Here is a 25,031-nt window from a genome sequence, read left to right as displayed (position 1 = left end):
GATCCAGATCTCAAGCACCCGGTCGACGCCCCTCGGGCCGTTCTGGCAGGGTGAACCGATGCGGATTCCCAGGCAAGCAGCCAGAGTCGCCGTACTGGATCCGGCGGGGGCTGTCTTCATGTTCCGGTACGACAACGAGGAGGTCGGCGCCCACTGGGCGCTGCCCGGCGGCGGAATGGACCCGGGCGAGACACCGCTCCAGGCGGCCGAGCGCGAACTGCGCGAGGAGACCGGGTGGACGGACATCGAGCTCGGCGGCACCGTGCTGTGTCTTTGGGAGCACGACTTCACCCGGGCCGGTGTCCCCGTGCGGCAGCACGAACACATCTTCCTCGCGTACGGGCCCCGCCGGGAACTGGTGGGCGAACTGGGCGAGGCGCATGCGGCGGACAGGATCCTTCGGGGGAGATGGTGGTCACCGGGTGATCTCTCGAACGCGGGAGAGCCGCTCTGGCCGCCCCGGCTCCCGGAACTGCTGGCTGCCGTACGACGGGACGGCCCACCCGCGACACCCGTCGACCTGGGCTTCGTGCCGAACGGGCCCGCCGGCGCCTCGTCCTGACCGCGGGGAGGACGCCCCTCAACGGGCAGGAAAGGAAGCCCGCGCACCTGCCTCGGCGGGCCGCCGACCCGCGGCCGATCAGTAGACGTCACGGACGTAGCGCTTCTCGGCCGCGAGTTGCTTGACGTACGCGGTGGCCCCGTCCGCGCTGTGGCCGCCGTGGGTGATGGCGATGTCCCGGAGGGCCTGGTCGACGTCCTTGGCCATACGGGAGGCGTCGCCGCACACGTAGAAGTGCGCCCCCTCCTGGAGCCAGGACCAGAGCTGCGGGCCGTGCTCGCGCATCCGGTCCTGGACGTAGACCTTGGCGCGCTGGTCGCGGGAGAAGGCGGTGTCCAGGCGGGCGAGCGTGCCGTCGGCGAGGAACGCGGTGAGCTCGTCCTCGTAGTAGAAGTCGGTGGCCCGGTGCTGTTCGCCGAAGAACAGCCAGTTGGGGGCGCGGTGGCCCAGGGCGCGACGTTCGTGCAGGAAGCCGATGAAGGGGGCGATCCCGGTGCCGGGTCCCACCATCACCATGGGCGTGGCGGGGTCGGCCGGTGGCCGGAACTTCGGGGAGGGCTGAACGAACACCGGTACCGGGGTGCCGGGGGCCGCGTCGGCGAGAAAGGGCGAGCAGACGCCCTGACGCGGTCGGCCGCCGGGGTTCTCGTACCGGACGACGGAGACCGTGAGCGAGACGAGGTGGGGGTCGGTCAGCGGGCTGGACGAAATGGAGTACAGGCGGGGCTGGAGCGGCCTCAGCACCTCGGCCCACTCCTGGGCGTCGGCCCGGACGGGGTGTTCGGCGATGACGTCGACGGCCTGACGCCCCCAGGACCACTTGGCCAGTTCGTCCTTGTTGTCGGGGCGCAGGAGTTTCTTCAGTACCCGGTCATGGGTGCGTTCGGCGACGAAGCGCAGCAGGTCAGGGGTGATCCGTGTGATGTCCAGACGCCGGTGCAGGGCCTCCTGGAAGGGGATCTGCCGGATCTCCCCGTGTCCGTTCGCAGTCACCGCGGTGTCCGGGGCGAGCCCGGTGGTGGCCAGCCATTCCCTCACGAGGCCGGGGGAGTTGACGGGACGCACGCCGAGCGCGTCGCCGGCCCGGTGGACGAGCGGGGTCTCGCTGTCGCGGGTGTCGAAGGTGAAACGCCGGACCTCCTTGCCCGCTCCGGGCAGGCTGAGCAGCCGGTTCCCGACCAGGAGCGTGGTGACGGGGGCCGGCCTCCTCTGCGGAGGAGGAACGGACGACGGCGCCGCCGGACCGGCCGATGCGGTGGGCGGCGCGGGCGGTACGGGCGACGTGGGCGTCGAGGCCGACTGCGAGCCGCTGGTGCCGTCCGTTCGCTCGGTTCTCTCGGTTCCCTCGGTCAGTGAAGCGAGGACCTGGTCGAGCCAGGCCAAGGCCGAGGGCTCGTAGGCGGGCTCGCAGTCCGTGCGCGGGGCGAGCCGGACGGCGCCCAGTTCGTCGAGGCGCTGGTCGAGGCGGCGGCCGTGGCCGCAGAAGTCGTCGTAGGAGGAGTCGCCGAACGCGAGCACCGCGTAGCGCACGCCGTCCAGGCGGGGCGTGTCGGGTGCGGAGAGGGCGTCCCAGAACCCGGACCCGTTGTCGGGGGCGTCGCCGTCGCCGAAGGTGCTGGTGATGAGGAGGATGTCGGCGCCGGTGGGCAGTGTCCCCGGGTGGGCGTCGTCCATGCCGACCAGGGTGGCCTTGTGCCCGGTGGTGGCGAGCCGGTCGGCGGCGGCCGTGGCGAAGTCCTCGGCGTTGCCCGTCTGCGAGGCCCACAGAACGACGACCTCCCGGACGGGGGTGGCTGGGGTCCCGGCCGGGGTCGGTGTCTCCGGAACGGCCCGGGAGTACATGCCGGCCAGCACACCGTTCACCCACAGGGCGTGCTCGGGGCTGAAGGGCGCACCCGGCGGCAGCACCGGCACGCCGGGCGCGCCCGACGCGAGGCCGGCGAGAAAGCCGATCAGATACCGCCGCTCGTGCTCGGCCAGGACCGGCGGCGGAGCCGGCTCGATTCCGAAGACGTCCGTGTGCCCGGAGGGTGCCGTGGGATCCGTGGGATCCGAGGGACCTGCGGGGGGCGCGGCCGACCGGGTCGGCCCCCCGGACCCGGCGGCCACCACGGCTGCGCTGTCCTGGGCGGTACTGGCGATACCGCCCACGGCCGGGGCCGTCACGGACACCGGAGTCGCCACCCTCGCGAGGGACACCGCGCAGACCTTGAACTCCGGCTGGAAGGACAGCGGATCGACGGCGTCGCTGGTGACGGCGTTGACGCTCAGGTACTCGCCGAACAGGTCGTTCCAGTGGAAGGGCGCGAAACAGCAGCCCGGGCGGACCCGGTCGGTCACCACGGCGGGCAGCACCGCCCGCCCGCGCCGCGAGGCGACCTCCACCGAATCGCCGTCGGCGATACCGAGGGCGGCGGCGTCGTCCGGGTGCACCTCCACGAAGGGTCCCGGGTCGAGCTTGTTGAGCTTGGCGACCCTGCCCGTCTTGGTGAGCGTGTGCCACTGGTGCTGCAACCGGCCGGTGTTCAGGACGTACGGGTAGTCGTCGTCCGGCATCTCGGCGGCGGGGAGGTGCGGGCGGGCGTGGAACACCGCGCGGCCGCTCGCCGTGGGGAAGACCGGACCGCCGCCGTCGGCGTCCAGATAGCGGATGGGATTGCGGTCGGGGCCGTCCTCGCGCGGGGCGGGCCACTGCACCGGGGTGGACCGCAGCCGGTCGTAGGTGACACCCCGCAGGTCGTAGCCGGTCTTCGGGTTGTGGGCTCGCTTGATCTCCTCGAAGACCTCCTCCGCGGAGTCGTACGAGAAGCCCCGCTCGTATCCCATCGCACGGGCCACAGCGGCGATGATCCGCCAGTCCGCCATCGCCTCACCGGGCGGTTCCACGGCGGGCCGGGCGAGGGTGACATTGCGCTCGCTGTTGACGAGGACGCCCTCCGCCTCGGTCCACAGGGCACCCGGCAGGACGACATCCGCGTACGCGTTGGTCTCCGTCTCGGCGAACACGTCCTGGGTGACGACGAACTCGGCCCGTTCGAGCCCCTCGATGACGGTCTTGCGGTTCGCCACGGAGGCGACGGGGTTGGTGCAGACGATCCAGCACGCCTTGATGTCACCGTCGGCCATCTTCCGGAACATCTCGATCGTGCCCTGGCCGACCCCGTCCTTGCGGACCGTGCCCGGGGGCAGCTCCCACAGCTCCTCGACGAAGGCGCGCTCCGCGTCGACCAGAACCGACCGCTGGCCGGGCAGCCCCGGACCCATGTAGCCCATCTCCCGGCCGCCCATGGCGTTGGGCTGACCGGTCAGCGAGAACGGACCGCTGCCCGGCCGGCAGATCGCGCCGGTCGCCAGATGCAGATTGACCAGCGCGTTGGTGTTCCACGTGCCGTGCGTGGACTGGTTGAGGCCCATGGTCCAGCAGCTCATCCACTCGCCGGCCTCGCCGATGAGCCGCGCCGCCTCCCGGATGTCGTCCTCGGGGACGCCGGTGATGCCGGCGACGGTGGCGGGCGGGTAGCCGGCCAGGAACTCCGGCATCGCCTCCCATCCCTCGGTGTGGGCGGCGATGAACCCGGGGTCGGTGTGCCCGTTCTCGTACAGCAGGTGCAGCAGGCCGTTGAGCAGGGCCAGATCCGTTCCGGGCCGGACCGGCAGGAAGAGGTCCGCCTTGTCGGCGGTCGCGCTGCGCCGCGGGTCGACGACGATCAGCTTGGCGCCGCCCGACCTGACCCGGTCCATCATCCTGAGGAAGAGGATGGGGTGGCAGTCGGCCATGTTGGAGCCGATGACGAAGAAGACGTCGGCGTGCTCGAAGTCCTGGTACGAGCCGGGCGGGCCGTCCGCGCCCAGCGACAGTTTGTAGCCGGTGCCCGCGCTGGCCATGCACAGCCGGGAGTTCGACTCGATCTGGTTCGTCCGTACGTAGCCCTTGGCCAGCTTGTTCGCCAGGTACTGGGCCTCCAGGCTCATCTGCCCGGAGACGTAGAACGCGAGGGCGTCCGGACCGTGCTCGTCGATCACCGCCCGGAGCCGCCGCGCGGTCTCGGCGATTGCGGTGTCCACCGGGACGGGCTCGGCCTCGGCCCCCCGCTCGGCGCGCACGAGGGCCGAGGTCAGCCGTCCGGGGGCGGCGAGCATGTCCGCCGTGGTCGCGCCCTTGGTGCACAGGCGCCCGAAGTTGGCGGGGTGCGCCTTGTCACCGGACGCCTTCAGCACCGTACGCCGGCCGCCGGGACCCGTCCCGATGTCGAGGACCATCCCGCAGCCGACACCGCAGTACGAGCAGACCGTCCGTACCCGCTGGGTGTTCGTGGTCACGAGCGGCCCCTCCGTGTGATCGGTACCTTCCTCCACCGACGCTACGAAGTGCCCATTACGCGGTTGTCACACCGCTCGATCAGCGGGGGTTACGCGCTCCACACACTCACGCGCCGACGCCTGTGAGGTGCGGCCCGCGGGGACGGGACCACGGCGCGGTGCGCGAGGTCCGTCCCCTCGCCGGGACCGCATCGGATCCATCGCATCGGCGGGGAGCGGGAGTCCGGGGGCTTCCACGAGGAGTCGCTCGACCTCGGACGGCTGGTCCGAGGCCTCCTGAGTCCGCGGGCGGCGACCCGGTCCGCCGGTGGGCGGGAATCCCCGGACCTTCTCCTGAAGTCCACCTCGCACAACGCACTTCGTCACCCGCTCCGATTTTCCGTTCGGAATCACCAGGTCACCGAGGGAAGAGTGGTCATACCGTGAGGCATCGTCAACTTGCTTTGACCTGAAGGTCATTGACATCGGTTGAGTGGCTGATCGATGATCACACTGCGCTTCCCGAGCTCTTCAAGGAACTCACGGGAATGTGATTTCGTCTGTTCAGTGTGAAGCCGAGGGAGTCAACGTGCGCAGCACCGATCGCGCGGGAGAACAGGTCATGACTGTCCATGAGGACTTCGGGGTCCTGCGGTAGATCGGGCAGTCCGCCCTCCGCTCCGGTCCGACGGGAGCGGCCCGTGGGGCCACTCGCCCCTTCATCCTCGTCCGAATGCCTGGCTTCTCCTGGTATGACCGCCCGGCCGGGCGTTCGACCTGTCCCCCAGCCTCCTCTGTGCGTCGTCGCTGTTCGCGACGCCATTCCCGACCCCTATTCCCTTCGGCTCTTCGCGGTCGTCCGTGCTTCCCGGCTCTCCGAGCGGTGATCCCGTCCGTCCGGTCGAACGACGCCAACCGTTCCCCAAAACATGGGAAGGCCAGGTTTCGGCTGTGCAGAAATCCCCCCACGCAATCCAACGTGATCCCGGCCTGCGGAATGCGGGATTACCCTTGAGTAATACCGCGGGCGCGCCGCCCCGTATGCGAGATGCTTCCTTCGCGCAGCAGCGTCTCTGGTTCCTGTCGCAATTGCCGGGAGCCAAGGAGGCCTACAACGAGGCACTCGCCTTCCGGCTCGAAGGGCCCCTGGACACCGACGTGTTCGGACAGGCCCTCGACGCGCTGGTCGCCCGTCACGAGGCGCTGCGCACGCGGCTCGTCGCCGTCGACGGGGAGCTCCGGCAGTGCGTCGATCCGCCGGTCGCGGGATTCCTCCTGCTCCGCACCGAACTGGCGGGGAGCCCGGACGCGCCCGAGGCGCTGTCCGCCCTGCGCGAGGCCGAGGCCCGCGTCGCCTTCGACCTCTCGGCCGGGCCGCTGTGCCGCGGGCATCTGGTCACGCTCGAACCCGAGGTTCACGTCCTGCTGCTGACGTTTCATCACAGCGTCTACGACGGCTGGTCGATGAACGTCATGATGCGCGAACTGGCCGCACTCTACGAGGCGTTGCTCGTCGGAGAAGCCGACCCGCTGCCGCCGCTCGCCGTCCAGTACGCCGACCACGCCGCCGCCCAGCGCGCCTCCGTGGCCGGTGGAGCGCTCGCGGCCCAGGAAGCCCACTGGCGACGCACCCTCGACGGCGCGCCCCCGCTGCTGGAGCTGCCCACCGACCGTCCCCGGCCCGCCGAACAGCAATACACCGGCGGACGTGTCGAGTTCCGTCTCGGCCCGGAGGACACGACGGCTCTGCGCACCCTCGCGCGGCAACACGGCGCGACCCTCTTCGTGGCCGTCCTGACCGGCTGGACGATCCTGCTGTCCCGGCTCTCCGGACAAAGCGACATCGTTGTCGGCAGTCCGGTGGCCAACCGCCGCGACCCCGGAGCCCGCTCCCTCATCGGCTTCGTCACCAACTCCCTCGCCCTGCGTACGGACCTGTCCGGCGCACCGTCCGGCGCCGAGGCCCTCACCCGCGTCCGCGCTGTCGTGCGAGCCGCCCTCGATCATCAGGACCTGCCCTTCGAACGGGTCGTGGAACTCGTCAACCCGCCGCGCAGCGCGGCCCATCCGCCCCTGTTCCAGACCATGCTGGCCTGGGTCCCCGACCGCGCGGGCCTGCTGCGCCTCAACGACGTCACCGCCGAACCGCTGCCCATCCCGCACGCGCCCGCCAAGTTCGACCTCGCCCTGTCCGTCACCGAGTCCGACGGCGCCCTCGCCGGCCATCTCGACTACGCCGTCGCCCTCTTCGACGCCGCCACGGCCCGGCGCTACGCCGACCACCTGCGACGCCTGCTCACCGACCTCGCCCGCCGACCCGAGACGGAGATCGGCGCCCTCGACCTGATGAGCCGGGAGGACCGCGACCGCCTGCTCGCCGAGGGCGAGGCCACCACACCCCCGACCTCTGACGGCACCGGCCGCGGCGGCCTTCCCGAGCACGCCGCACGTCACGTACCCGGCCTCACCGCGCCGGTCCCGTGGGCACCCGGCTCCCCGCTCACCGCCGACAGCCTCCTCGATCTGTTCGAGGCACAGGTCCGCGAGCGGCCGCGGCAGCCGGCGGTCGTCTGCGAGGACGGCACGACGGACTACGCGACGCTGGACCGCAGGGCCAACCGGCTCGCCCACGCCCTCGCCGCCCGCTCCGTGGGCCCCGGCGATGTGATCGGCCTGCACACCGGACGCACCGCCGACCTGCTCGTCGGCATCCTCGGCATCATGAAGGCGGGCGCGGCCTATCTGCCGCTGGATCCCGCCCAGCCGCGGGCCAGGCTCGACGGCATGGTCGAGGATGCCGCCTGCCCCCTGGTCCTGACGGACAGCCCCGAACACGCCCGCTCCTCGGGCTGGTCGTCCCTGGCCGCCATCGAGGCGCGGGGCACGGCGGCGACGCAGCCGCCCCCGGCCGTACCGCGGGCCCAGGACATGCTGGCCTACGTCATCTTCACGTCCGGCTCCACCGGCCGCCCCAAAGGCGTCGCCGTCGAACACCGCAGCGTGCTCAACCTCTTCGACAACTGGCAGGAACGGATGGGCACCGGGCCGGGCGACGCCGGATCCGCCTGGGCGAGCATCGGCTTCGACGCCTCCGTGCACGAACTGCTCCTCCCGCTGACCACGGGCGGCAGCGTGCACATCGTGCCCGAGGAACTGCGCGGCGACCCCGAAGCCCTCGTGGCCTGGCTGCGCGAGCACCGCGTCGTCCAGGCCTTCCTTCCCCCGGCGTACGTCCGCTGGCTCGACGAGGACCCCGGAACCCGCCTCCGCGGCCTGCGGCTGCGCACCCTGCTCACCGGAGTCGAGGCGCTCCCCGAGGCGGCCCTGCACCGCCTCACCAGCCATCTCCCCGGACTTGAGGTGTGCTTCGGATACGGGCCCACCGAGGCGACCCTGTACAGCACCGCACACTACGACCCGCGGCCCCTGGACCGGCAGAGCCCGCTGGGCCGCCCGCTGCGCAACACCCGGCTGCGCCTGCTCGACGACCACCGCCGGCCCGTACCCCCGGGCACTGTCGGTGAGCTGTACCTCGGGGGCGCCTGCCTGGCCCGCGGTTACCTCAACCGACCCGATCTCACCGCGGAACGATTCGTCCCCGACCCCTACCTGCCGGGTGAACGTCTCTACCGCACCGGCGACCTGGCCCGGCGGCTCCCCGACGGGCAACTCCACTACGTGGGCCGCGCCGACGACCAGGTGAAGCTGCGCGGATTCCGTATCGAACCCGCCGAGATCGAGGCCGCGCTGCTCGCCCAGCCCGGTGTGCGGGAGGCCGCCGTCCTCACCGACCGGGACGCCCCCGGCGGGCCGCGCCTGGTGGCGGCCGTCGGCCGCGGCCCGGCCGCCGGGGACGACGGGCATCCGTGGCGGACCGCGCTCGCCCGGCACCTGCCCGACTACATGATCCCGGCGGTCGTCCTCGACCTGCCGGACCTGCCGCTCAACCGCAGCGGAAAGGTCGACCGCCACGCCCTGCTCGACCTCGCCCGCTCCCACCACAGCGACCAGGTGAACACCGCCAGCCCACGCGACCACTTCGAACACGCCCTGTACCGCATATGGCGGGACATCCTGCTGCACCCCGACATAGGCATCGGCGACGACTTCTTCGAACTCGGGGGCACCTCCCTGGCCGCCATCAAGATGGCCCACGCGGTCGCCGAGGAGTTCGGCACCCACATCCCCGTCGCGGAGATCCTGCGCCGCCCCACCATCGAGGCGCTCGCCGGGACCCTGCGCGCCGGCGGGACCTCCGAGCCCCCCGGGAGCCTGGTCGAGCTCCGGGCCGGGACACACTCCACCGCCGGCACCCCGCGGGTGGTCTGCGTCCACCCCGCCGGCGGCACCGCGTTCTGCTATCTGCCCCTCGCCGCCCGGCTGCCCGAAGGGGTCGGCCTGTACGGCATCCAGTCGCCCGGTGTGAACCCCGGAGAGGACCTTCTGCCCAGCGTCGAGGCCATGGCCGAGGCCTATCTCGACCTGCTCGGCCCGCTCGACCGTGCCCCGCTCGTCCTCACCGGTCTGTCCTACGGCGGCCTCGTCGCCCATGAGATGGGCCGCCTGCTGGCCCGCGCCGGCCACACCGACGTGAGTGTCGTCCTGCTCGACACCCAGGCCACCGACGACCCGGCCGAACGCGCGGAGATGCAGTCCGTCGACATGACCGAATTCCGCGACAAACTCGTGAGGTTCAACGGGATGTACCCCGGTATCGACGACGCGCAGGTCGAGCGGTACTTCCGGATCTACAACCACAACCGCGCCACCGCCCGCGACCACCGGCCGCACCCGTCACCGGCCCGGCTCGTGCTGGCCCAGGCCGTCGGCGACGGCACCGACACCCCCCGTCACGAGGACGTGCGCGGCTTCTGGCAACGGCGCGCCCAGGGGCACTTCCGCGTGGAACCCGTGCCCTGCGACCACTGGGAGATGCTGGAGAAGACCGAGGCCGGGCGGGTCGCCGACGTCATCGCCGCCGAACTCACCCACCACTCGGCACCACCCCCCGCGCCCGTCCACCCCGGCCAGGCCATCCCGGCGGGGGAGGGACGATGAGCGACGCCGTCCTGTCGCGCCTCGCCGACGCCGTCCGCGCGCAGGCCGCACGCACCCCGGACACGCCGGCCGTCGAGGACGCCGGCCGCGTCATCGACTACGCGGAACTCGACGCCTTCGCGGACCGCGTCGCCGCCCGGCTGCGCGCCGCCGGCGTCAGCCCCGGACAAGCCGTCGCGGTGGCCCTGCCCCGCTCGTGGCAGCTCGTCTGCGTCATGCTCGGCATCCGCCGCAACGGCTGCACGGTCGTCCCTCTGGACCGGCTCAGCCCGCCGGACCGACGCGGCCACATCCTCAAGGACTCGGCCACGGTCGCCCTCGTCCACGACGGGACCGACGAGGCCGACCCGGCAGAGCGGCTGCTCCCTCCGGCCGCAGAGGTCGCCGCGGCCGTCGTGAGTCACCCGGTCGCGCTCACCGCCGACGCGCTCACCGCCCCCGGACCGGTGCCCGAAGAGCCCGCCCGCGGTGACGGAGCGGAGACCGGATTCCTCTTCTACACCTCCGGCACCACCGGCCGGCCCAAAGGCGTCGAGGTCACCGACGAGGGCGTGCTGCGCCTGGCCCGCCCCGGATACCTCCGCCTCGAACCCGGCGACCGCTACGCCTGCCTGGCCAACCCCGCCTTCGACGCCCTCAGCTTCGAGGTCTGGACACCCCTGCTCACCGGCGGCACCTGCGTCGTCCTCGACGACAGCGTGGTGCACGCCCCGGTCCGGCTGGCCGAGGAACTGCGCGACCGGGCCGTGGACACCGTGTTCATCACCGTGGCCCTGTTCAACGTGGTCGTCGACCAGGTCCCCGACTGCTTCGCCGCCGCCCGTCAGGTCCTCGTCGGAGGGGAACGGGTCGACGCCGGGATCCTCCGCGCCTGGTACCGGGCCAACCCGGACGCCCGGACCACCCTGCACAACGTGTACGGGCCCACGGAGGCGACCACGTTCGCCCTGTGCTTCGCCGTGCCCCGGGACTTCGAGGGCGACGAGGTCCCGATCGGCACACCCCTGCACGGAACGCGCTGCGCGACCGTCACGGAACAGGGCACCCCGGCCGCGCCCGGAACCGTCGCCGAACTCCTCCTGGCGGGCCAAGCGCTGGCCCTCGGCTACCGCAACCTCCCCGAGGAGACGGCCCGCAGCTTCGCCCCGCTGCCCGGCAGCGGCGATGACACCCGCTGGTACCGCACCGGCGACCTCGTCCGCCTCGACGAGGACGGCCTGGTGACGTACCTCGGACGAGCCGACCGCCAGGTCAAGGTGCGCGGCTTCCGCATCGAGCCGGGTGAGATCGAACGCGGCCTCATGACGCACCCCGCCGTCCGCCGCGCCGCTGTGTGCACCCGGCGTGACGACAGCGGCCGGAACGAACTTCTCGCCTTCCTCGTCCTCGAAGGGGATCTGTCCCACGAGGCGTACGAACGCCATCTCGACGCCGCCGTCCCGACGTACATGCGGCCCCACCACACCTACCGGGTAAGGGAGTTGCCGCTGACCGTCAACGGCAAGGTGGACGCCGCCCGGTTGCTGCGCGAGCGCGGCACACCCTGGCGCGCCGAGCCGCAGGCGGACACGCCCGTCACCGCGGACCAGCGCGGAGTGCTGGAGCTGGCCGAGGAGATTCTCGGCGTACGGGGTCTGCGACCGCAGGACCGCTGGATACCCAGCGGCGGTGACTCCCTCGCGGCGCTCCGCCTCCGCTTCGCCCTCCTGGAACGCCACGGCGCCGACCTCCCGCACCAACTCGTCCTGCGCGCCGACTTCGCGGCCATCGCCGAAGCCGTCCACGGGGCCGGCGCCCCGACCCGCATCCACCCGCCGGTCCGCGTCGCCCCCGGGACCCGCACCGCCCCCGCGACCAGCGAACAGCAACGGCTGTGGCTGCTGCGCCAACGGGACCCCGAGGACCGCTCCTACGACGTCCCGCTGGCCTTCCGTATCGAGGGCGCCGTGGACCGCGACGCGCTCCGGCACGCCCTTCGGGCCCTGGTCACCCGCCACCCGGCACTCCGCACCGGCCTGACCGCCACCCCGCAGGGACTCGTCCAGGAGACCGCCGAGCCCTACGACCCCTGGCGAGCCGCCGACACCCGCGCGGGGGAGGCATGGCAGGAGTCGGCCCGCCGGTTCTTCGCTCCCGGGTTCGACCTCGCCGACCCCCGGATGCTGCGCGCCGGATTCCTGCCGGACCCCGACGGCGGGGTGCTCCTGCTCCACCTGCACCACATCGCGGTGGACGGCTGGTCGCTCAACCTGCTCTTCCGCGACATCGGCACCGAATACACCGCCTCACGCGACGGCACCCCGGCGGCCACCGCCCCCGGACCGACCGTCACCACACTCGACTTCGCGGCCTGGCAGGACGAGTGGCGCGGCAGCCCCGCGTACGGCCGGACCCGTACCCGCCTGGCCGGGCAGTACCGGGCAGCCGCCGAACCCTCCCCCCTCCTGGAGACGGCACCCGGCTCCGGCTCCCAGCGCGGCGCCCGTCTGACGCGGACCTCCATCGACCCGGCACACCGCGCCGAACTCGACCGATTCGCCGCCCGACAAGGCGTGACCCGCTTCCAGTTGCTGCTGTCCGCGTTCGCCTGCGCCGTCTATGGCGTGACCGGACAGAGCCGCCCCCTGGTCGCCGCCCCGGTGACGGGCCGCTCTCGACCCGAATTCGCGGACACCGTCGGGATGTTCGCCAACACCGTCCTGCTGCCCCTGCACACCGCGCCCGGACGCAGCCTGCGCGCACAGCTCCATGAACACGCGACCCACGCCGACACCGTCCTGAGCGGCCAGGAGATCGCCCTCGCCGACGTCCTGGAGGACCACGCCTTCCGTCCCGGCGGCCCCCTCTTCGACTACCTCTTCGTCCTGGAGAACACCGAGTTCGACGCACTGCGCCTGCCGGGCTGCGCGCTACGGCCGCTGTGGACCGACCCTCCCGGCGCCAAGTGCGCCCTGACCCTGTCCGTCGTGGAACACGACTCCGGCCTCGAAGCCCTGTGGGAGTACGATCCCGCTCGGCTGCCGGCCGACCGGGTCGACGCCGTGACCCGGCTGTTCCGCACGGCCCTCGACCAGTTCACGCGCGACCCGGACGGCACCGTGGCCGAACTCGTCGCACCCTGGCGGACCGGTGCGGCCGCGACGGGTCGCGGCAGCGCGCTGCCCCCGGAGTACACCACGATCGCCGAGGGCTTCGCACGCCAGGTGCGGCGCACCCCGGACGCGCCGGCGCTCGCCCACTCGACGACCACTCTCAGTTACGCCGAACTCGACGCGTACGCAGCCTCGTTGGCCGACAGGATCGAACGTCTTCACCCGCTGCCCGCCGACCCCGCCGCCCCGGCCGCGGTGGCCCTCTACCTGGACCCGTCCCCCGAGCACATCGTCGCCCTGCTCGCCTGCGCCCGCCTCAACCTGACGGTCGTCCCCCTGGACCCCGCCTACCCGCCCGCCCTGCTGAACCATGTCCTGCGGCAGGCCGAGCCGCTCTGCGTCCTGTACGCCCCGGGCGCCGCCGAGGCCCTCGACGCCGTCGCCCCGGAGAGCCTGGCACGGCACCCGTTCGCCCTCGCGGACCTGCCTCCGGCGGGAGCCGGTCGAGGTCCGCACTCGGCGCAGCGGCCGCTCTACACCCTGTTCACCTCCGGCTCCACCGGCGTCCCCAAGGGCGTCCAGGTCCCGGACAGCACCCTGTGCAATCTGATCGCCTGGCAGCAGCACGAGGCGGGACCGGCCGGACCCGCCGTCACCCAGCAGTTCTCCATGCTGTCGTTCGACGTCTCCTTCCAGGAGATCCTCACCACCCTGTGCACCGGAGGCCTGCTGCGTCTGGTGGAACCCGCCTGGCGCCAGGACCTGGCCACCCTGCTGGAGCGGCTGGAGACCGACGGTGTGGAGCGCCTGTTCCTGCCGTACGTGGCCCTGCAACTGCTCGCCGAACACGGCGTCCGCAGCGGGCAGTACCCCGCCCGGCTGCGCGAAGTGATCACCGCGGGTGAGCAGTTGGTGTGCACGGACGCGATCCGCCGCTGGTTCGCCCGACTGGACGGCGCCCGCCTCTACAACCACTACGGGCCGACCGAGACCCATGTGGTCAGCGGCCTGTGCCTGAGCGGCGATCCGGCCGCGTGGCCACTGCGCCCGGCCATCGGCCGCCCGGTCGCCCACGCCGAACTGCGGGTCGTCGACGAGGAGGGCCACCCCGCCCCGCCGGGCGTGACCGGCCGCCTCCTTGTGGGCGGCCCCATGGCCGCCCCGTGCTACCTCGGCGATCCCGGCCTCAACCGCGGCCGCTTCACCTCCGGCCCCCACGGCGGCACCCTGTACCGCACCGGCGACCTGGCCCGCTTCGACCCACAGGGGCTGCTGCACTACGCCGGACGCGAGGACGCGCAGATCAAGTTCAGCGGGCACCGCCTGGAACTCGGCCAGGTCGAGGCCGCGTTGCTCCGGTATCCCGGTGTCACCAACGCGGTCGTGGTCGCCGAGCAGGACCGACTCGTCGCCTGCCTGGAGTGCCGGGGTCCCGACCCCGACCCGGCCGACCTGCACCGTCACCTGGGCGAACTGCTGCCCGCGTACGTCAGGTTGGCGCGGGTGCGCCGACTGGCCGCGCTGCCCCGCACCCCCAGCGGAAAGCTCGACCGAACCGCCGCCCTCACCGCCGACGGCGTCGACCTCGGTGGCACGGAAACCTCCGGCGAGGCGCTGTCGCCGACGGAAGTCCGGCTCACCAAGCTGTTCGCCGAGGCCACCGGCAAGCGGCCCCGCCCCGAACAGCACTACTTCGACGCGGGCGCCGGCAGCCTCGACCTCATGCGATTCCACCTGCGCTGCACCACGGAACCCGGACTGTCCTTCCGTATGGCCGACCTGTTCGAGCACGTCACCCTGCGGTCCCTGGCGGCATCGCTCGCGGGACCGGCCTCCACCGGGGTCCCTCCGACGGCCGCACCCCAGGCGGCCGGTACGGGATCACGGCCGGGGCCCTCCCCACGGCCGGACGCGACCCTGCACCCGTTGGCGACCACCGGCCCGTCGGTCACCACCGGCCTGTCCGCGGCCACCGGCCCGTCCGTGTCCACCGGCCCGTCCGCGGAGCCCGTCGCCGTCGTCGGAATGGCCGTACGGCTGCCCGGAGCCCCCGACCTCGCCGCCTTCTGGGAACTCGTCACCTCCGCAGGACGCGGCGTGGAGCACTTCCCGGCCTCGGGCCGACGGGTGGGCGCGCGCAGCCAGTCGGCGAGACCTCTGGCCTTCGACCCGGTGCGGTTCACCATCAGCCCCCACGAGGCACGCCTGATGGATCCCCAGCAGCGGCTGATGCTGATGGTCTGCGTGGAAGCCCTCGCCCACGCGGGCATCGCCGAACCGGCCGCCCGGCCGGTCGGGCTGATCGCGGCCTGCGGCGAGAACACGTACTTCCAGCGGCTGATCCGCGAGGCCGGCCCCGACGACCTTCCCGACAGCTTCAGGCTCGCCCTGCACCACGAGAAGGACTTCCTGGCGACCAAGGCCGCCTACCATCTAGGCCTGACCGGGCCCGCGTTCAGCGTCCAGTCCGCCTGTTCCAGCTCCCTGGTGGGCGTCCACCTGGCAGCCCAGCTCCTCCGGCAGGGCGACGCCGAGGTCATGCTCGCCGGGGGAGTCCTGGTGGACACGGAACTCACCGACGGCTACACCTACCGGCCCCAGCACATCTTCTCCCCGGACGGCCACTGCCGCCCCTTCAGCGCCGACGCCGACGGCACCATCGGCGGCAGTGGCGCCGCCGTCGTCGTCCTCAAGCCGCTGAGCCTGGCCCGCCGCGACGGCGACACGGTCTACGCCGTGGTCACCGGCTCCGCCGTCAACAACGACGGCACCCGCAAGCTGGGTTACAGCGCTCCCTCGCTTCCCGGACAGCGGGCGGCCATCCGTACGGCGCTGCGCCGCGCCGGACGCCGAGGTGCCGACGTCGGCTACGTGGAGGCCCACGGCACCGGCACCCGCCTCGGCGATCCCGTCGAGGCGGGCGCACTGCAGGACGCCTACGAACTGCCGCCGGGCCATCGGGTCGCCGTGTCGTCGGTGAAGAGCCAGATCGGCCACCTCGGCGCGGCCGCCGGAGTGACCGGCCTGGTCCGGGCGGTCCTGTCGGTTCACCACGCGACGATCCCCCCGACCGCCGACTTCGACCGGCTGAACCCGGAGATCGACGCCGGCGCCTTCCGCGTCCCCGTGGCCGCGGAGCCCTGGCCGCGCACCGGGCCACGGCTCGCCGCGGTCAGCAGCTTCGGCATCGGCGGGACCAACGCGCACCTCCTGGTCGAGGAGGCCGCACCGGCCCAGGACACGACAGCGGCGGAGGGCACCGCACCGGCCGAGGACGCAGCGACGCCGGACGCCGTACCGGCCGAGGACGCCGAACGCGTGATGGGGTCGTTCACACCGCTCCTCGCGCTGTCCGCACACAGCGCCTCGGCGCTGCGCGCGGACGCCCGCCGCATCGCCGACCACCTGAGTGCCCACCCCGGCGACTACGAGCACGTCGTACGCCATCTGCGCACCGGGCGACCGGCGTCGGCCCACCGGGCGGCACGCGTCCTTCCCGACGCGACGGCGGCCGTGGCGTGGCTGCGCGCCCTGGATCCCGCGACCGTCAGCGAGGCCCGGCCCGAGCGGGTCGATGCCCTCGCCATGACGGCGGAGGAGGTGGCGCGAGCCTGGATCGCGGGCCACGACGTCGACTGGCGGGAGCGGTCGGTCCCGGCCCCCTGGGACTTCCCGCCGCCCTCCTTCGACCTCACCGACCACGACCTCCGCCGCTCCGGCACCCCGTCGTCCGCCGACACGGAACCCCGGTTCCCCCCGCGGCTGCCGTCCGACCGGTGGCTCCACCAGAACCACTGGGTCCGCTGGCGCCGGGCCCGCTCCGGGGCCTCGCCCGCCTCAGGGCGCACCGTGGTGGTCGTCGGCGACGCTTCGGCCGAAGCGGCCTCCTGGGCGGCGCCGGCAGAGGGCGGCGTTCGCGTGGTGCGGGTTCGGGAGGACACGCGCGGCTTTGCCCGCCTCGGCCCCGACGAATACCGCGCCGATCCCGCTGACGCTCGTCAACTCGGGCGCATCCTCGCCGACTTGGAGGCGACCCCGGGCTCGCGGACCGACTGGCTGCACACGCTGCCCCTCGCCGTGCGCGGCCCCGTGGCCGAGTCCACGGCCGATGCCGCGGTCCGGGCCTGCCTGGACACCGTCGCGGCCCTGTGCACCGCGCTGGCGGACGTGCCCGCCGGCTCACGGCCCCGGCCCTGGGTGCTGACCCACGGGGCCCAGCCCGTGACGGGCCCAGTGAGCAGACCCGAACTCGCCCTGGCGGCCGCTGTCACCGAAGTGCCACGTCAAGAACTGGGGCTGACCGTACGCTGGGTGGACCTGCCGAATGACGAACCGGCCGACTGGGCCCACCAGTTGTCGGACCTCTTCGAGGCCGGCCCACCTCCCGCCGCACGGCTCGCCCTGCGCGACGGCCACTGGTGGTATCCCGTCCATCGGCCCGTGACCGAGATGGCCACCGGCGGCCTGCCCGCACCCGGCTCCTCCTCACGGCCGCAAGCCGGCACCCATCTGATCCTCGGCGGCACCGGCGGCATCGGCGCCACCCTCGCCGCCCGCATCCTGCGCGAGGCGGACACCAGGCTCGTACTCCTCTCCCGCACAGCGGAACTGCCCGCCCCGCTCGCCCCCTGGGCCGGCCGGATCACCTGCGTGCGGGCCGACCTCGCCGAGGAGCCGCTGGACGACATCACCAGCCGTCTGAGCCCCCACCTGGAAGGACTCACGGGCATCGTCCACGCGGCCGGTACCGCCCACGGCGCGCTGCTGGCACGCCGGGACGCTCCGGCCACCCGCCGCGCCATCGCCGCGAAGCTGCGCGGCGCCCTGCTGGCCGAGCGCCTGATCGCCACGCACCGGCCCGGCACCGTCCTGTATTGCTCCTCCATGGCCGCCGAGCTGGGCGGGACCGGACAGTTCGACTACGCCGCCGCGAACGCCCTCCTCGACGGCTTCGCCCACCACACCGGCGAAGACACCGCCACCGTAAGAACCGCACTCGCCTGGGACGCCTGGCGAGAGGTCGGCATGGCGCACAACACGCGCGTCCGGGACGCGCGCCACCGAGCCCACCTCCAGGTCGCGCTCACCCCGCAGGAGGGCACCGACGTCTTCGACCGGGCGATGGAACTCCAGCTGCCCCGTCTCCTGGTCTGCACAACCGACTTGGCCGACGCGGCGCGCTTCTACGAGGTCGCGCGGGAGGACACCGCCGCTGCGGGCGCCGACGCGGTGGCGCCGACCGAGGCCGGGACGGAGGTCCCCTCCGGGCCCGGGGAAGGGCACGGGGAAGGGCACGGGGAAGGTGACCCGGCCACCCGGCTCCGGGAAGCGACCCGATCCCTCCTCGGCCTGGACACCCTGGATCCGACCGCTTCCCTGTACGACCTCGGCGCGGACTCGCTGACCCTGCTGGAGCTTCTCGACGAGGTCAAACGGCTCTACGGCACGGACCTCGACCTGTCCCGGCTCAGCCACCGGGTCACCCTGGACGAGATCCTCGGCCACCTCACCGGCGGTGCGCTCGCGGCCGAACGGACCCGCACCGTCGCGGTCGACGTCTGGCAGCACGGCACCGGTGCCGACGTGCTCTGCCTCGTCCACCCCGTCGGCGGTGACGTCCAGGCCTATCGGACGCTGGTCTCGGCCTTGTCCGCCCATCTGACGGTCTGCCTGATCACCGACCCCGCTCTGAGCGCGCCGGACAGTCCCGACTGGTCCCTCACCGAACGCGCCGGCCACTACCTGACCGCCGTACGACGGAAGTTCCCCGCCTCCGATCATCAACTGCGCTTGGGAGGCTGGTCGTTCGGAGCGTGGACGGCCCTCACCATGGCCGCCCTCGCCGAAGAGAGCGGCGAGCCGGCCGAAGCCCTCTATCTGTTCGACCCGCCGTCCCCCGACCCGGGAAGCCGTCCCGCGCTCGACGATGACCAGGTCGCGGCCGTGTTCGCGCACGAACTGCGGGGCAACCGGGCCGACGAGGCACTCACCGAGCAGGGCAAGGCTTACGCCGACCGCCTCGCCCATTGCTGCAGGGCCAACCTCGCGGCCATGGCCGAACACCGGCTGCCCCGCGTGAGGAGCACCCCGAGCACACTGTGGCTCGCCCGACGGGCCGTCCAGGAACTCCCGGTGGCGATGGCCGCTCCGTCCACGGCGGGGGAGTGGAACACCCTTCTGCCGTCCTCGACCCGGATCCACCAAGTCCCCGCCACCCACTACGAACTCGTCGCCGACCCCCACGTGCGCGCGGTGACCGCCGCCATATCGAGCGACCTCACCACCCCGCCGCAGGCCCTCGCGGCCCCCGCGACCACCACCGGCGACCGCCGCGCCCCCGCGGCCCGCTCCTGACCCCGTCAGCCGAGGAGACCGACGAAGTGGCACACCCGTACACCCGACTGCCCGCCCGCTCGTTCTGGCGCACCGCCGTCGCCGAACCCGACCCCCAGGACATCCACGACCTGTGGAGCCCCAAGTTCCCCATCGGACACGACGATCCGGTCGTCACCGCGGGCTCCTGCTTCGCCCGCCACATCGGCCGTGCCCTGCTCGCCGAGGGCATGCACTGGTACGACGCCGAGCTGCCGCCGCCCGGACTGACCGCTGCGGAGCAGGACAAGCGCGGCTACCGCCGGTTCTCCTTTCGCACCGGCAACATCTACACGGCCGCCGCCCTGCGCCAGTGGGTCGCCTGGGCGCTGGACGAGGAGAAACCACCCGAGGAACTGTGGGGCGCTCAGGGCGCGTTCCTCGATCCGTACCGGCCGACCATCGAACCGGGTGGGTTCGCCTCGGCCGAACAGGCCCTCGCCGCGCGGACGGTGACCCTCGGCGCGATCCGAACGGCGCTGACCCGGGCGCACTGCCTCGTCTTCACCCTCGGTCTGACCGAGGCATGGTGGGACACGGCACACGGCACCGTCCTGCCCCTGTGCCCCGGCACGGCCGGCGGCACCTTCGACGCCACCCGGCACGTCCTGCGCAACCACACGGTCGCGGAGGTGGCCGACGACCTGAGGGCGGTGCTGGACCTGGCCCGCAGCGTCAACTCCCGGCTGCGGATGGTCCTCACGGTCTCGCCGGTGCCCCTGACGGCGACCGCCACCGGCCGGCACGCCCTCGTCGCGACCACCCACTCCAAGTCCGTGCTGCGCGCCGCGGCGGGTCAACTCGCCGACGAACTCGACCATGTCGACTACTTCCCCTCGTACGAGATCGTCACGGGTCTTCCCTACCGGGCGATGCACTACGAGCCCAACCTGCGCACCGTCACCCCCGACGGGGTCGCCTTCGTGATGCGGCACTTCTTCGCCGCGACGACCGGTCGTCCCCTTCGCACGGGGCCCACGGTCCCGCAACCCCACCCCACCGTCGGCGCAGAGGAGCAATGGTGTGACGACGTCATACTCGACTACTACGGCCCCGGCCAGGTTCCTCCTGCTCGGTGACTCCCATGCCGGAGCCGTCGGCCGCGCGGCCAAGGACGCGGACCTCCCCTTCGCGGGTGGTCCGATCGGCTCCGGGCGGGACTTCCTCGGGCCGTTCTTCGACCCGTCGGGAACGGACGACGTCACCTTCCGCGATCCTGAAGCGCAGGGTCTGTACCGGGAGTTCCTCGGCACGCTGGACACCCCGGCCCTGGGCCGGCTGACCGTGCCGCTGGTGTGCACCTTCGGCCTGAGCGTGCACACCGTGGCCACCGCCGCCAACTGGACGGTGCACCGGGACCCGCACGGCGCCTACACACCCGGCTTCCTGAACAGCGCCCACTTCAGGGACCTCGTACGCGCCACGGCCACCGGCGCGTTGGCCTTCTACGACCGCGCCACCGCCCTCGGACTGCGGACGCTCGTCCTGCTCCCGCCGCAGCGGGTCCCCGGCATGTCCGATCCCCGCGTGTTCTTCGCGGCCCAGGACGTACTCCACGGCGAACTGCGTGCCCGTGGCATCGAGAGCGTCGACGTTCGCGCCCGGGTCACCGGGAACGACGGCCTGCAACGTGCGCCGTTCTGCCAGGCGGACGACACCATCCACGGCAGCCTCGGCTTCGGCCGCCTGATCCTCTCCGAACTCCTCGACCGGGGTCTGTGACCCGGCCGGCCCCGCACCCCTGCCCGAACCCGCCGCAAGGCCCTGTGAGCCAGCGGCCCCGCCGCACATCACGACCACACCACCCACTCCACGGACAAGTGAGGACACCTCATGGAAGCGCACGCCCTGGAAGCCGTCGAGCGGCTCACCACCCGCCCCGCCGAGCCCTACGAGACCATCACCGTCGATCCCGTCACACCGCTGATCGGCGCCGAGGTGTCGGGCGTCGACCTGAGCGAGGAGCTCACCCCGCACCAGGAGAAGGAGATCCGGCACGCGTTCCTCGCCCACCATGTGCTGGTCTTCCGCGACCAGGACCTCACCACCGAGCAGCACAAGCGCTTCGCCGGCCTGTTCGGAGAGCTGCACCCGGTCGCCCTGCCGGAGGAGGGCAGCGACCCCCACGTCCTGGAGATCCGGGCGACCAAGGAGTCCCGTGCCGTCGCGGGCAACGGCTGGCACGCCGACGGCACCGCCGACGCCGAACCCTCCCTCGGCTCCCTGCTGCACATCACGACCGTCCCCGAGGGCGGCAGCGGTGGCGACACCCTGTTCGCCAACATGCACCTCGCCTACGAGCTTCTCTCGCCGGCCATGCGGACCTTCCTCGACGGCCTGACCGCCGTGCACGACGGCGCGCTGCCCTGGATGGGACAGCCCATACCGCCCGAGTACGACATCCCGCGCAACGAGCACCCCGTCGTGGTGCGCCACCCCGACACCGGCCGCAAGCTCCTCTTCGTCAACGGCCCCTACACCTCGCACATCACCCAGCTCTCACGCCCCGAGAGCGCGGCCCTGCTGGACATGCTCTACTCGCACATCGCCCGCACCCCGCTCCTTCAGTGCCGGGTCCGCTGGCAGCCGCGCACGCTGGTGTTCTGGGACAACCGCTGCGTGCAACACCATGCAATCTGGGACTACTTCCCCCACAGCCGCTACGGCCGTCGCGTCGCGGTCAACGGCACCCGCCCCCAGGCCTGACACCGAACAGGGCCAGCCCACCGAACATCCGACCGCCCCCCTCCTGCCCGGAAGCAAGGGACACCGCCGATGAACGCGCCCCCCGACACCGACCCGTCTCTCACCACGGAGGGAGAGCCGACCCGCGTCCGTGCCGGGGAGCCGGCCGGCCCCGGGGGCCCGCCGCACTGGGCCGAGCAACTGACCACGGTCCTGCGGGAGTTCCTCCCCACGCCCGAGGGCGTCCCCGGCACGGACGACCTGCGCCGTGCCGGACTGTCGGCGATCCACCGGTGGCAGGCCAGGACGGTCCTGCCCCTGCTGACCCGCGCGGAGCCGGACGGCGGACCGGTCGCCGAGCCCGGCGACGGTGCGGGAGCCGAGCCGGGGGCCGAATGCCCATCGCCTCCGCTGCCGACCGAGCGCTTGATCGGCCTGCACCTGCGCGCCGCCCGGGGCGACACCGCGGACGAGCCGGCCTGGGCCACCGCCCTGCACCCGGTGCTGCTCGACACCTACCGCAGGGCCTATCCGCACGCCGCCGCCTACGCCGAGGCACACGCCAACGCGCGCGACTACGCCCTGGCCAACGGCCGGTCGCCCGCCGAGGCCGACGACTACGGGCACGCCTATGCCCGGCTCAGCACCGCCGCGAACGCCGAGTCCTTCGCGACCGCTCACGCCGACGCCCTCACCCCCGCTCTCGCCCACGTCTACGCCACAGCCGACCCGGACGCCTACACCGAAACCTTCCCCGGATCCCAGGCCCGCGCGGCAGCCCACGCCTGTGCCCCCGCAGGCCGGCCACCGGACCCCGCCGTCTTCCGCCACCTGACCGAAGGCCTGGGGGCGGCCTTGACCGACACATCGGTCTGACAAGCCGTTCCGGCGCACTCCGCGACCGCGCGGGAGGAGTGCGGCACAAGGGAGCCGGGCGGTCCGACGGTCCGGCGGTCCGGCGGTCCTCATCCACCCGGGCCCCCGGAATCCGGGGGCCCGGCCCCGCCTCAGTAGCCGAGGCTCGTCATGTACGCGCACTCGGTGTAGACGTAGCCAGGCGACAGCTTGGCGGTGTCCGAGGCGGGGGATTTTCCGGTGCCGCTCCGGGACTTGTGCACGAAGTAGGTGGTGCCGACGGGCAGCCGGATGGTCCGCTGCGGGTAGTGCTTGCCGCTGTCGCTGCACGGCTTGAAACCGAGCCCCAGCGTGCTGCCGAGGCCGTACGTGGCGCAGCTCCCGCAGGCCGCCAGGTTGAAGCTCCCGGTCACCGGTCCGGTGTACAGGACAGTGATCTGGTCGGGGCTGTCGTTCTTGACCGTGACGGCGATGCTGCCGCCCGACGCGGTGGTCGGCAGTCGCTTGCCGGCCGCGGGCACCGTCTGCGCGACCTCGGCGGCGATCGCTATCTTCTGGGCGCGCGCCCGGTTCCTGTCGTGCGGGTTGGTCCTGGCGAAGTCGTTCATGGTGGTGACGGCGTCGCTGAAGTTCCCGTCCCTGTACTGATGGACCCCGCAGGCGTACGCGCCCGAACGCGCGCTCCGCGCGGCCCGGTCGGCGTCCTTGGCCAGGGCGTCGGCCAGGCCGGCCTGCTCTCCGGGCAGTCCGCGCACCCGGGTGTCGAGACCGTTGAGCTGCTGGACGGCGGCACAGGGGTCGTCGCCGCCCACCGTCCGGACCGCGTTGTCGACCGCGGTCCTCACGGCGGGCTCCACCCTCCCGGCCTGCGTGGACTTGGGGAAGGTCGACAGGAGCTCGCCGAACTGTGTGGTCCAGTCCGCGCCCCCGCCGCTCAGTGAGGCTGCCGCGCACTCGTAGAGCGAGGTGGCCAGGCGGTCGTCCGGCCAGGTGGCCAGGTTTCCGAGTTCCTTCCTGCTCATCGTGCGCGGGACGGTACGGAGGTACTTCAACGGCGGCACGGCCGAGCAGTAGTTCTTCTGCGCGTACGGGGCGCCGACGGTGGCGTAGAAGGTCTTGAGCCGGTCGGGAACACGCCGGGCGGCGCGTGAACCCGGGTGGTCGTCGCCGAGCGCGCGGTAGACGGCCAGCGCGCGGCGGTAGTCGGGCTCCGCGGACTCGAACGTCTGCTTCCCGGACTGACCGACCAGCTTGTCCGCCCGGTCGAGCCGGTCCAGGAGCATCTGCTCCGTGGCTTCGTCGCGCGCCCCGTCGTACAGGACGACCGCTCCGGCGGGTACGGCCAGCAGTACGACGCCGAGCACGGCCGCGATCAGGGCGCTCGGCAGGAACGCCAACCTGGTCCGCAGGCCCACGGCAGCGCCGTGCGCCGCCGCGAGCGCGAGGAAGATCAGGTAGAGCACGATCGTCGCGCCGGGAACCCCGTCGGGGTCCGCGGGCAGCGCCACCAGGAGCAGGACCGCCGTCGCGCCCCAGCACACGGCCATCAGCCCCCAGCGCCGGACGACCGCGTAACCGAGCCCGAGCCCGCTGAGGTTCAGCAGCGCCACCGCGACGGCCCGCCATGGATGGGCGGGAGCGGGCGGCGGGGCGGTCGGCATCGGTGGAACGACGATGTCGTCACGAGCACCTTGAGGATCCCAGGACATGACGGTTCCCCCCGTCAATCACGCCTGAAGTTCTATGACTTGTCAGCGTACGGTCAGAATGCGACCGGCGACAGGGCCGGAACCCGGCATCTCCAACCCGCCCGCCCCACCGGATGCCACACACCCCATCGGGCCGGATCTCCTGATTGTGCTCTGCGTCACTTGGGGCCGACCCGGCCGGTATGTCCTCGGGGGCTCTTCGCGCTCACGGGGACGGTGGCGCCCGTGTGGTCCGCCGGGCGGAAGGCCGTCGGAACGGCGGGCAACCACACCTCGCCGTAACGGAAGCGAGGCAAGATCGTCTTCTTGGTCCCGTTTGATGCCATCTTGGCGGACGGTTTGTGACGGAGCGCCATGTGCGGCCCACGCGTCGGCTCCGCTCGGCCACCAGGTCCGTTC

At 72.6% G+C, this 25,031-nt stretch carries 9 protein-coding genes; 7 read left to right on the top strand and 2 right to left on the bottom strand.

The annotated features are described in order from the left end of the window. Positions 1-58: 58 nt before the first annotated feature. Positions 59-562, top strand: coding sequence for an NUDIX hydrolase (locus tag ACIQRL_RS24560; protein ID WP_401335022.1), 504 nt, complete (start codon positions 59-61; stop codon positions 560-562). Between the two features lie 78 nt (positions 563-640). On the opposite strand, the gene ACIQRL_RS24555 is transcribed toward ACIQRL_RS24560, so the two are convergent. After that, the gene (locus ACIQRL_RS24555; RefSeq protein ID WP_401335519.1) at positions 641-4,822 is read right to left on the bottom strand and encodes a molybdopterin-dependent oxidoreductase; all 4,182 of its coding nucleotides are present in this window, start codon (positions 4,820-4,822) and stop codon (positions 641-643) included. Positions 4,823-5,902: 1,080 nt separating this feature from the next. On the opposite strand from ACIQRL_RS24555, the gene ACIQRL_RS24550 reads away from it, so the two are divergent. From ACIQRL_RS24550 to ACIQRL_RS24525, 6 genes are all read left to right on the top strand, one after another. Further along, positions 5,903-9,919, top strand: coding sequence for an amino acid adenylation domain-containing protein (locus ACIQRL_RS24550; RefSeq protein ID WP_401335020.1), 4,017 nt, complete (start codon positions 5,903-5,905; stop codon positions 9,917-9,919). After that, positions 9,916-19,365 carry an amino acid adenylation domain-containing protein gene (locus ACIQRL_RS24545; protein WP_401335017.1) on the top strand — a complete coding sequence of 3,150 codons (9,450 nt, stop codon included), beginning with the start codon at positions 9,916-9,918 and terminating at the stop codon, positions 19,363-19,365. Before ACIQRL_RS24550 ends, ACIQRL_RS24545 begins: the two co-directional genes overlap by 4 nt. 26 nt (positions 19,366-19,391) lie before the next feature. Next, the gene (locus ACIQRL_RS24540) at positions 19,392-20,462 is read left to right on the top strand and encodes a GSCFA domain-containing protein (protein WP_401335015.1); all 1,071 of its coding nucleotides are present in this window, start codon (positions 19,392-19,394) and stop codon (positions 20,460-20,462) included. Further along, on the top strand, positions 20,407-21,105 hold the full coding sequence (locus tag ACIQRL_RS24535) for a hypothetical protein (protein ID WP_401335013.1): 699 nt from the start codon (positions 20,407-20,409) through the stop codon (positions 21,103-21,105). The genes ACIQRL_RS24540 and ACIQRL_RS24535 overlap by 56 nt, the downstream gene beginning before the upstream one ends. Before the next feature lie 111 nt (positions 21,106-21,216). Next, a complete protein-coding gene (locus ACIQRL_RS24530) occupies positions 21,217-22,089 on the top strand; it encodes a TauD/TfdA dioxygenase family protein (protein ID WP_401335011.1) in 873 nt (290 codons plus the stop codon). Between the two features lie 69 nt (positions 22,090-22,158). Further along, on the top strand, positions 22,159-22,944 hold the full coding sequence (locus ACIQRL_RS24525; protein ID WP_401335009.1) for a hypothetical protein: 786 nt from the start codon (positions 22,159-22,161) through the stop codon (positions 22,942-22,944). Between the two features lie 131 nt (positions 22,945-23,075). Here the strand turns inward: ACIQRL_RS24525 and ACIQRL_RS24520 are convergent, their stop codons facing one another. Then, positions 23,076-24,584: a hypothetical protein gene (locus tag ACIQRL_RS24520; RefSeq protein ID WP_401335006.1), complete on the bottom strand. Its 1,509-nt coding sequence runs from the start codon at positions 24,582-24,584 to the stop codon at positions 23,076-23,078. Between the last annotated feature and the right edge of the window lie 447 nt (positions 24,585-25,031).

Source organism: Streptomyces sp. NPDC091209, assembly GCF_044757755.1.
GTDB lineage: Bacteria > Actinomycetota > Actinomycetes > Streptomycetales > Streptomycetaceae > Streptomyces.
Note: the sequence above shows the minus strand (reverse complement) of the source record. Positions and strands in the feature narration are given on the sequence as shown.

Coding starts and splice junctions, on each gene's coding strand:
- ACIQRL_RS24525 (WP_401335009.1), top strand. CDS start 22,159: ATGAACGCGCCCCCCGACACCGACCCGTCTCTCACCACGGAGGGAGAG.
- ACIQRL_RS24520 (WP_401335006.1), bottom strand. CDS start 24,584: ATGCCGACCGCCCCGCCGCCCGCTCCCGCCCATCCATGGCGGGCCGTC.
- ACIQRL_RS24545 (WP_401335017.1), top strand. CDS start 9,916: ATGAGCGACGCCGTCCTGTCGCGCCTCGCCGACGCCGTCCGCGCGCAG.
- ACIQRL_RS24560 (WP_401335022.1), top strand. CDS start 59: ATGCGGATTCCCAGGCAAGCAGCCAGAGTCGCCGTACTGGATCCGGCG.
- ACIQRL_RS24555 (WP_401335519.1), bottom strand. CDS start 4,822: ATGGTCCTCGACATCGGGACGGGTCCCGGCGGCCGGCGTACGGTGCTG.
- ACIQRL_RS24530 (WP_401335011.1), top strand. CDS start 21,217: ATGGAAGCGCACGCCCTGGAAGCCGTCGAGCGGCTCACCACCCGCCCC.
- ACIQRL_RS24550 (WP_401335020.1), top strand. CDS start 5,903: ATGCGAGATGCTTCCTTCGCGCAGCAGCGTCTCTGGTTCCTGTCGCAA.